This is a genomic window from Kitasatospora sp. NPDC059462, assembly GCF_042749955.1.
Classification (GTDB): Bacteria; Actinomycetota; Actinomycetes; order Streptomycetales; family Streptomycetaceae; genus Kitasatospora.
In genome coordinates this window covers 1-8,274 of the sequence record NZ_JBHYUU010000270.1, presented here as the reverse complement: position 1 = coordinate 8,274, position 8,274 = coordinate 1, and the positions used below count along the sequence as shown (strand labels likewise).

The 8,274-nt window shown below is 73.1% G+C and carries 5 protein-coding genes; all 5 read left to right on the top strand.

What is annotated here, in order from left to right; translation table 11 throughout:
• A partial coding sequence (locus ACFXAM_RS36210) for a multifunctional oxoglutarate decarboxylase/oxoglutarate dehydrogenase thiamine pyrophosphate-binding subunit/dihydrolipoyllysine-residue succinyltransferase subunit (RefSeq protein WP_380297884.1) occupies positions 1-3,434 on the top strand: 3,434 nt, incomplete at its 5' end.
• Between the two features lie 295 nt (positions 3,435-3,729).
• Complete coding sequence (locus ACFXAM_RS36205) at positions 3,730-5,748, top strand: serine/threonine-protein kinase (protein ID WP_380297882.1); 2,019 nt, start codon at positions 3,730-3,732, stop codon at positions 5,746-5,748.
• Between the two features lie 48 nt (positions 5,749-5,796).
• Positions 5,797-5,976, top strand: coding sequence for a DUF6104 family protein (locus ACFXAM_RS36200; protein WP_030309148.1), 180 nt, complete (start codon positions 5,797-5,799; stop codon positions 5,974-5,976).
• A gap of 203 nt (positions 5,977-6,179) precedes the next feature.
• Entirely contained in the window at positions 6,180-7,097 is a 918-nt protein-coding gene (locus ACFXAM_RS36195; protein WP_380297881.1) for a DUF4097 domain-containing protein, read from the top strand.
• A gap of 1 nt (position 7,098) precedes the next feature.
• Positions 7,099-8,184: a PadR family transcriptional regulator gene (locus ACFXAM_RS36190; protein ID WP_380297879.1), complete on the top strand. Its 1,086-nt coding sequence runs from the start codon at positions 7,099-7,101 to the stop codon at positions 8,182-8,184.
• Positions 8,185-8,274 lie beyond the last annotated feature (90 nt).

Here is an 8,274-nt window from a genome sequence, read left to right as displayed (position 1 = left end):
CCGCCGCCCCCGCCGCCCCGCCGGCCCCCAAGGCCGCCGCCCCGGCCCCCGCGCCCGCTCCGGAGGCCACCGGCCCCGAGCTGGTCGCGCTGCGCGGCCCGGCCAAGGCCGTGGCGACCAACATGGACGCCTCGCTGGAGGTGCCGACCGCGACCTCGGTGCGCGCCGTCCCGGCCAAGCTGTTGATCGACAACCGCATCGTCATCAACAACCACCTGCAGCGCGCCCGCGGCGGCAAGGTCTCCTTCACCCACCTGATCGGTTACGCCCTGGTCCAGGCCGTCAAGGCCTCCCCGGGCATGAACCACAGCTACAAGGTGGAGGGCGGCAAGTCCTACCTGGTCAAGCCCGAGCACGTGAACCTCGGCCTGGCCATCGACCTGGTCAAGCCGAACGGCGACCGCCAGCTCGTCGTCGCGGCCATCAAGAAGGCCGAGACCCTCGACTTCTTCGGCTTCTGGCAGGCCTACGAGGACATCGTCCGCCGGGCCCGCGCCAACAAGCTGACCATGGACGACTTCACCGGCGTCACGGTCTCGCTGACCAACCCCGGCGGCATCGGCACCGTGCACTCCGTGCCGCGCCTCATGCAGAACCAGGGCACCATCGTCGGCGTCGGCGCCATGGAGTACCCGGCCGAGTTCCAGGGCTCCGCCCCGGAGACCCTGGCCCGCCTCGGCGTCTCCAAGATCATGACGCTGACCTCGACCTACGACCACCGCGTCATCCAGGGCGCGGCGTCCGGCGAGTTCCTGCGCACGATCCACCAGCTGCTGCTCGGCCAGAACGGCTTCTACGACGAGATCTTCGAGTCGCTGCGGATCCCGTACGAGCCGGTCCGCTGGGCCACCGACGTCGCCACCACCCACGACGACGAGGTCAACAAGACCGCCCGCGTCATGGAGCTGATCCACTCCTACCGGGTCCGCGGCCACCTCATGGCCGACACCGACCCGCTGGAGTACAAGCAGCGCAAGCACCCCGACCTGGACGTCACCACCCACGGCCTCACCCTGTGGGACCTGGAGCGCGAGTTCGCGGTCGGCGGCTTCGGCAACCAGCGGATGATGAAGCTCCGCGACATCCTCGGCCTGCTGCGCAACACCTACTGCCGCACCGTCGGCATCGAGTACATGCACATCCAGGACCCGAAGCAGCGCAAGTGGCTGCAGGAGCGCCTGGAGAAGCCGTACACCAAGCCCGAGCGCGAGGAGCAGCTGCGCATCCTGCGCCGGCTGAACTCCGCCGAAGCCTTCGAGACCTTCCTGCAGACCAAGTACGTCGGCCAGAAGCGCTTCTCGCTGGAGGGCGGCGAGTCGCTCATCCCGCTGCTCGACGCCACCATCGACGCCGCCGCCGAGCACCGCCTCGACGAGGCCGTCATCGGCATGGCCCACCGCGGCCGCCTCAACGTGCTGGCCAACATCGTCGGCAAGCCGTACGGCAAGATCTTCGGCGAGTTCGAGGGCAACCTCGACCCGAAGTCGATGCACGGCTCCGGCGACGTGAAGTACCACCTGGGCTCCGAGGGCACCTTCACCGGCCTGGACGGCGAGACCATCAAGGTCTCGCTCGCCGCCAACCCCTCCCACCTGGAGGCCGTGGACCCGGTCGTCGAGGGCATCGCCCGCGCCAAGCAGGACATCCTGGACCAGGGCGGCACCACCTTCCCGGTGCTGCCGATCCAGATCCACGGCGACGCGGCCTTCGCCGGCCAGGGCGTCGTCGCGGAGACCCTGAACATGTCGCAGCTGCGCGGCTACCGCACCGGCGGCACCGTGCACGTCGTGGTGAACAACCAGGTCGGCTTCACCGCCGCCCCGGCCTCCAGCCGCTCCTCGATGTACTGCACCGACGTGGCCCGCATGATCGAGGCCCCGATCTTCCACGTGAACGGCGACGACCCGGAGGCCGTGGTCCGCGTCGCGCGGCTCGCCTTCGAGTTCCGCCAGGAGTTCCACAAGGACGTGGTGATCGACCTCATCTGCTACCGCCGCCGCGGTCACAACGAGGCCGACAACCCGTCGTTCACCCAGCCCCTGATGTACGACCTGATCGACAAGAAGCGCTCGGTGCGCAAGCTGTACACCGAGGGCCTGATCGGTCGCGGCGACATCACCATGGAAGAGGCGGAGCAGGCGCTCCAGGACTTCCAGGGCCAGCTGGAGAAGGTCTTCGCCGAGGTCCGCGACGCCGCCCAGGCCCCGGCCCCGGCCACCGGCGGCAAGCCGGTCGCCGACTTCCCGGTCACCATCCGCACCGGCATCTCCCAGGAGATGGTCAAGCGGATCGCGGCCTCCCAGGTCAACCTGCCGGACTGGCTGACCGTCCACCCGCGCCTGCTGCCGCAGCTGCAGCGCCGCGCCGCCTCGGTCGAGGACAACACCATCGACTGGGCGATGGGCGAGACCCTCGCCATCGGCTCGCTGCTCATGGAGGGCCACCCGGTCCGCCTGGCCGGCCAGGACAGCCGCCGCGGCACCTTCGGCCAGCGGCACGCCGTCCTGATCGACCGGACCACCGGCGAGGACTACACCCCGCTGCAGTACCTCACCGAGGACCAGGCCCGCTACACCGTGTACGACAGCCTGCTGTCCGAGTACGCGGCGATGGGCTTCGAGTACGGCTACTCGCTGACCCGCCCGAACGCGCTGGTCATGTGGGAGGCGCAGTTCGGCGACTTCGTCAACGGCGCGCAGACCATGGTGGACGAGTACATCGCCTCCGCCGAGCAGAAGTGGGGCCAGCACTCGGGCGTCACCCTGCTGCTGCCGCACGGCTACGAGGGCCAGGGCCCGGACCACTCGTCCGCCCGCCCGGAGCGCTTCCTCCAGCTGTGCGCGCAGAACAACATGACGGTCGCCATGCCGACCCTGCCGTCGAACTACTTCCACCTGCTCCGCTGGCAGGCGCACAACCCGCACCACAAGCCGCTGGTCGTCTTCACCCCGAAGTCGATGCTGCGACTGAAGGCCGCGGCGAGCGCCACCGAGGAGTTCCTGTCCGGCTCCTTCCGCCCGGTCATCGGCGACGCCACCGTCGACCCGGCGCAGGTCCGCAAGGTGGTCATCACCGCCGGCAAGTTCTACTACGACCTGGAGTCGGCGCGCACCGAGCGCGGTGTCACCGACACGGCGATCGTCCGGGTCGAGCGGCTCTACCCGCTCCCGGTGGCCGAGCTCCAGGAGGAGCTGGCCCGCTACGGCAGCGACGTCCAGTTCGTCTGGGCCCAGGAGGAGCCGGCCAACCAGGGCGCGTGGCCGTTCATCGCCATGAACCTGGTCGACCACCTGGAGGTCGTCATCGGCCGCAGCGCCAACGGCGCCCGGCTGCGGCGCGTCGCCCGCCCGGCCTCCTCGGCCCCGGCGGTCGGCTCGGCCAAGCGCCACACCGCCGAGCAGCAGGCGCTGGTCGAGGAGGTCTTCTCGCTCTGACCCGCCGGTCCCGACCGGCCGGCGGCGAGGCCCCCGGCAGTACGGCCCCCCGTTGCCCTGGACGTCCAGGGCAACGGGGGGCCGCCGCCGTTCCCGGGCCGGTCCGGGGCGGCCCCCGGCCGTGCGCGGAGCGTGTGCGAAGGTCCCAGCTCTGCAACCAAACCGGGCACCGACCTGCACGGCGTCCTGACGGGTCGATAGGTTATGGCCTGTCCGGCCGCCGCCCGGGCGCCCGTCGCCGCGCCCGCCGACGGTGGCCGGTGGACCTCACCGCTCTCCCAGGGGGATCAACCGCATGACCGCCGACACGCCACCCTCCGCACCCCTCCCACCGGTCTTCCAGCCGCTGCTCCCTGACGACCCGAGGGAGGTCGGCGGCTACCGGCTGTTCGCCCGGCTCGGGGCCGGCGGCATGGGCCGGGTCTACCTCTCGTACACCCCCGGCGGCCGCCCGGTGGCGCTCAAGGTGGTGCGTCCGGAGTTCGCCGAGGACGGCGAGTTCCGCCGCCGGTTCGCCCAGGAGGTGTCCAACGCCCAGCGGATCCACGGGCTCTACACCGCCCAGGTGATCGACTCCGGGGGCCTGGACGGCGACGCCCCGTGGCTGGTCACCGCGTACGTCCCCGGCCCCTCGCTGCAGCAGGTGGTGCGGGAGAACGGCGCGCTGCCGATCCGCACCGTGCTGCTCCTGATGGGCGGCATCGCCGAGGCCCTGCAGGCGATCCACAGCGTCGAGGTGGTCCACCGCGACCTCAAGCCGGCCAACGTGCTGGTGGCCGGCGACGGCCCGCGGGTGATCGACTTCGGCATCGCCCGGGCCGCCGACGCCACCGCGCTCACCGGCACCGGCTACCGGATCGGCTCGCCCGCCTTCATGTCGCCCGAGCAGGCCCAGGGCCGCCCGGTCACCCCGGCCACCGACGTGTTCGCGCTCGGCGCGCTGGCCGGGTACGTGGCGGGCGGCACCGCGCCGTTCGGCGACGGCCCGGACACCGCCGTGCTCTACCGGGTGGTGCACGAGCAGCCCGACCTGGACGCCGTCCCGGCCGGACTGCGCGAGCTGATCCTGCGCTGCCTCGCGAAGTCCCCCGAGGACCGGCCGACGCCGGCCGAGATCATCGACGTCGCCCGCAACCACCCGAGCGTCGGCGGCCAGCTGCGGTTCTCCGACGACTGGCTGCCCAAGCAGGTCAACACCGAGATCACCCGCCGCTCGGACCTGCCGAAGACCCCGCCCACCCCGCTGCCGGCCGCGCCCGCCGCGCCGCCCGCTCCCCCGGCCGCTCCCCCGACCGGCGGGCCCTTCGCCGCGACGCCGCCGCCGGGCGCGCCGCCCACCCACCAGGCCACCGCGCCGTCCTTCGGCCCGCCGCCGCCCGGGTTCGGCCCGGCCCGGCCGGACACCCCGCCGCCCGGCTTCGTCCCGCCGCCGCTCGGCGCGTACGGCGCCGCGCAGACGCCCACCGAGGCGCCGACCGGCCCGCTGCTCGGCGCCCCGCCCACCGTCCAGCTGCGCCAGGAGCCGCCGTCCTACGACACCCCGCCGCCCGGCCCGGTGGTCACCGACACCCCGGCTCCGGCGCCGGAGCCTGCCCGCAAGGGCGGCGTCTCGTGGAAGGTGCTGCTGACCGTCGCCCTGGTGATGGCGCTCGGCGGCACGGCCGGCGGTGTGGTGCTGATGTCCAAGATGGGCGACGACAAGGACAAGAGCAGCAGCAGCCAGGCCGGCACGGGCAGCGCGCAGCCCGCCGCACCGCCGGCCACCACGCCGGCCGCCACCACGCCGCCCGCCGCCGTGGTCACCACCCCGAGCGCCACCACGCCGGCGGTCAGTGCCACGCCGAGCACGCCGGCCGCGTCCGGCGGGGTCACCGCGCCGGCCCGCCCGACCGGCTACCAGCCGGTGATCGCGAAGAAGTCGCTCGCGATCCCGGGCGCCGAGTACTCCAGCGAGGCCTACCGGATCGACCTCACGGCCGGCACGGTGGTGCCGCGCGGCTCCGACCTGAAGTGGGGGCTCGGCCTCAGCCGGGAGTCCACCTCCAGCGGCAGCCGGGCCGACTCCTTCGACAGCGTCGGCGACAACAAGTCCGACTTCGCGGTGATCACCGAGACCTCCGTCACCCCGGAGCAGTGCGCCACCGCGATCGACTCCCGGCCGGACACCGACCTGACGTTCAACCGGGTCACCCCGGGCCGGCTGCTGTGCATCCGCGACCGGATCACCCGCAACATCGCCATCGCCGAGGTGGAGGTCGCGGACCCCGCCACCGGCGCGGCCAAGGTCACCCTCTCCACCTGGCGGGCGAGCTGACCCGGTCTATCCTGACCAGGTCGAATCCCCACCGGACCGGAGCGAACCGTGTACTTCACCGACCGCGGCATCGAGGAACTGGAGAGCCGGCGCGGCGACGAGGAGGTCACCTTCGAGTGGCTGGCCGAGCGCCTGCGCGAGTTCGTCGACCTCAACCCGGACTTCGAGGTCCCGGTCGAGCGGCTGGCCACCTGGCTGGCGCGGCTCGACGACGAGGACGACGAGTGACCGGCTGACCCGGTGAACGGCCGTCGTCAGGGCCCGGAGGCACCCGCCTCCGGGCCCTTTCGCATGCGACCCGTAGGGGCGGGACTCAGGGTCCGCTCCGGGTCGGCCCCGGGGCGGGACTCCCTTGACTTCGCCGTCACGCGATATATCGTCTTGAGAAGAGAACGCGATACATCGCGAGTCCGAAACGGGAGGCGGCAGAGATGAGCCAGTGGACGGTCGAAGGACCCGACAGGATCACCATCGAGGAGACGGTCCGGACCCTTCAGGTGCGGATCATCGACGGCACGGTCAACGTGGTCGCCGCCGAGGGCCCCGCCCGCCTGGAGGTCACCGAGCTCAAGGGCGAGCCGCTGCACGTCACCCTGGTCGACGGCGTCCTCACCGTCACCTACAAGGACCTCAGCAGCTGGAACGAGTTCGGCGACGTCCTGAAGTCGGTCGAGTCGGTGAAGGGCTTCTTCGCCTCGCTCAAGCGCAAGCGGACCGCGGCGGTCACCCTGACCGTGCCGGCCGGCACCGAGGTCAAGGTCGGCACCGTCTCCGCCGCGACGACCGTCTCCGGCATCACCGGGCACGTCTCGACCCAGACCGCCGGCGCCGACATCACCCTGGTCGGCCTGGCCGGCCGGACCGACGCCCGGACCGTCACCGGTGACGTGGACGCCCAGTCGGTGGCCGGACAGCTCCGGCTCAACACCGTCTCCGGCCGGCTCACCGTGGTCGCCGGCACCTCCGAGAAGGTGTCCGCCAACGCCGTCACCGGCGCGGTCACCCTGGACCTCGCGGCCGCCGCCCCCACCGAGATCAAGGTCAACACGGTCAGCGGCGCGGTCGGCGTCCGGCTCCCCTCGCTGGCCGACACCAAGGTCGAGGCCGGCACCACCAGCGGTGACCTCTCCTCCAGCTTCGACGAGCTCAAGGTGGCCGGCAGCTGGGGCACCAAGCGGCTCTCCGGCCAGCTCGGCGACGGCAAGGGCAGCCTCTCGGTCACCACCGTCTCCGGCGCCGTCACCGTGCTGCGCCGGCCGGACGCCGACGACGACGCCCAGGCGGTCGTCCGGGAGCTGCCCGCCGGGGACGGCCCGTCCACCGGCCCCGACCTCACCAAGGAGGCCTGACATGACCCCCGTCTTCGGCCACGGCCGGCTCCGGCTCTACCTGCTGAAGCTGCTCGACGAGGCCCCGCGCCACGGCTACGAGGTGATCCGCCTGCTGGAGGAGCGCTTCCAGGGCCTGTACGCGCCCTCCGCCGGCACCGTCTACCCCCGGCTGGCCAAGCTGGAGCAGGAGGGTCTGGTCGCGCACAGCACCGAGGGCGGCCGCAAGGTCTACCGGCTCACCGACGCGGGCCGCACCGAGCTCGCCGCCCGGCGGGGCGAACTCGACGAGCTGGAGGTCGAGATCCACGACTCGGTGGCGCAGCTCGCCGGGGCGATCCGCGAGGACGTCCGGGACAGCGCCAAGGACCTGCGCGAGGAGCTGTGGGGCGCGGCCGAGCAGGCCCGCAGGAACGCCCCCCGGCCGCAGACGGAGGACGGGGACGCGGAGGCGAACGGCGGCAACCCGTGGGCCGGGCCGTGGGGCGACCAGGCCGCCTGGCAGCGCGCCAAGGAGGAGTTCGCCCAGTTCAAGCGGCAGGCCAAGGAGCAGGCCAAGCGGGCCAAGGAGCAGGAGAAGGCCGCCAAGGCCAAGGCCAAGGCCGCCGAGGAGGAGGCCCGCCGGCTGCGCGAGCAGTCCAGGGCGGCGCGGACCGCGGCCCAGCAGGAGGCGCTGCGGATCAAGCGCCGGGTGGAGCAGCAGGTGCGTGACCACGCGGCGCGCGGCGACTGGCCGACCGGTCTGGCCGAGGGGCTCTCCGAGCTGACCAAGGGGCTGGCCGGGCTGGCCGACGCGGCCCGCTGGGGCCACCCCGCCGAGGAGAAGGCCGGGCCCGCCGGGGGCGCGCCCGCCGCGGAGCGGGTCACCGTCACCCGGATCGACCTGGACAAGGACGAGCCGGCCGACGGTGCCCCGGCCGAGCCCCCGGCCTGGACCGCCACCGACCCGGCCGGCGACCCGGCCCGGGAGCTGGAGCGGCTGCTCGACCGCTTCCGCGACCAGGTCCGCGACGCGGCCCGGGACGGCGGGGTGACGCCGGATCGGCTCGCCGAGGCCCGCGGCGTGCTCGGCACGGCCGGCGAGCGGCTGAAGCGGCTGCTCGGCTGAGCCCGGGCGGACGCCGGTGCCCGGTACCCCCCCCGGGGGACCGGGCCCCCGGGCGTCAGGGGGTGAGCCCCACCGTGCCGAAAACGTCGC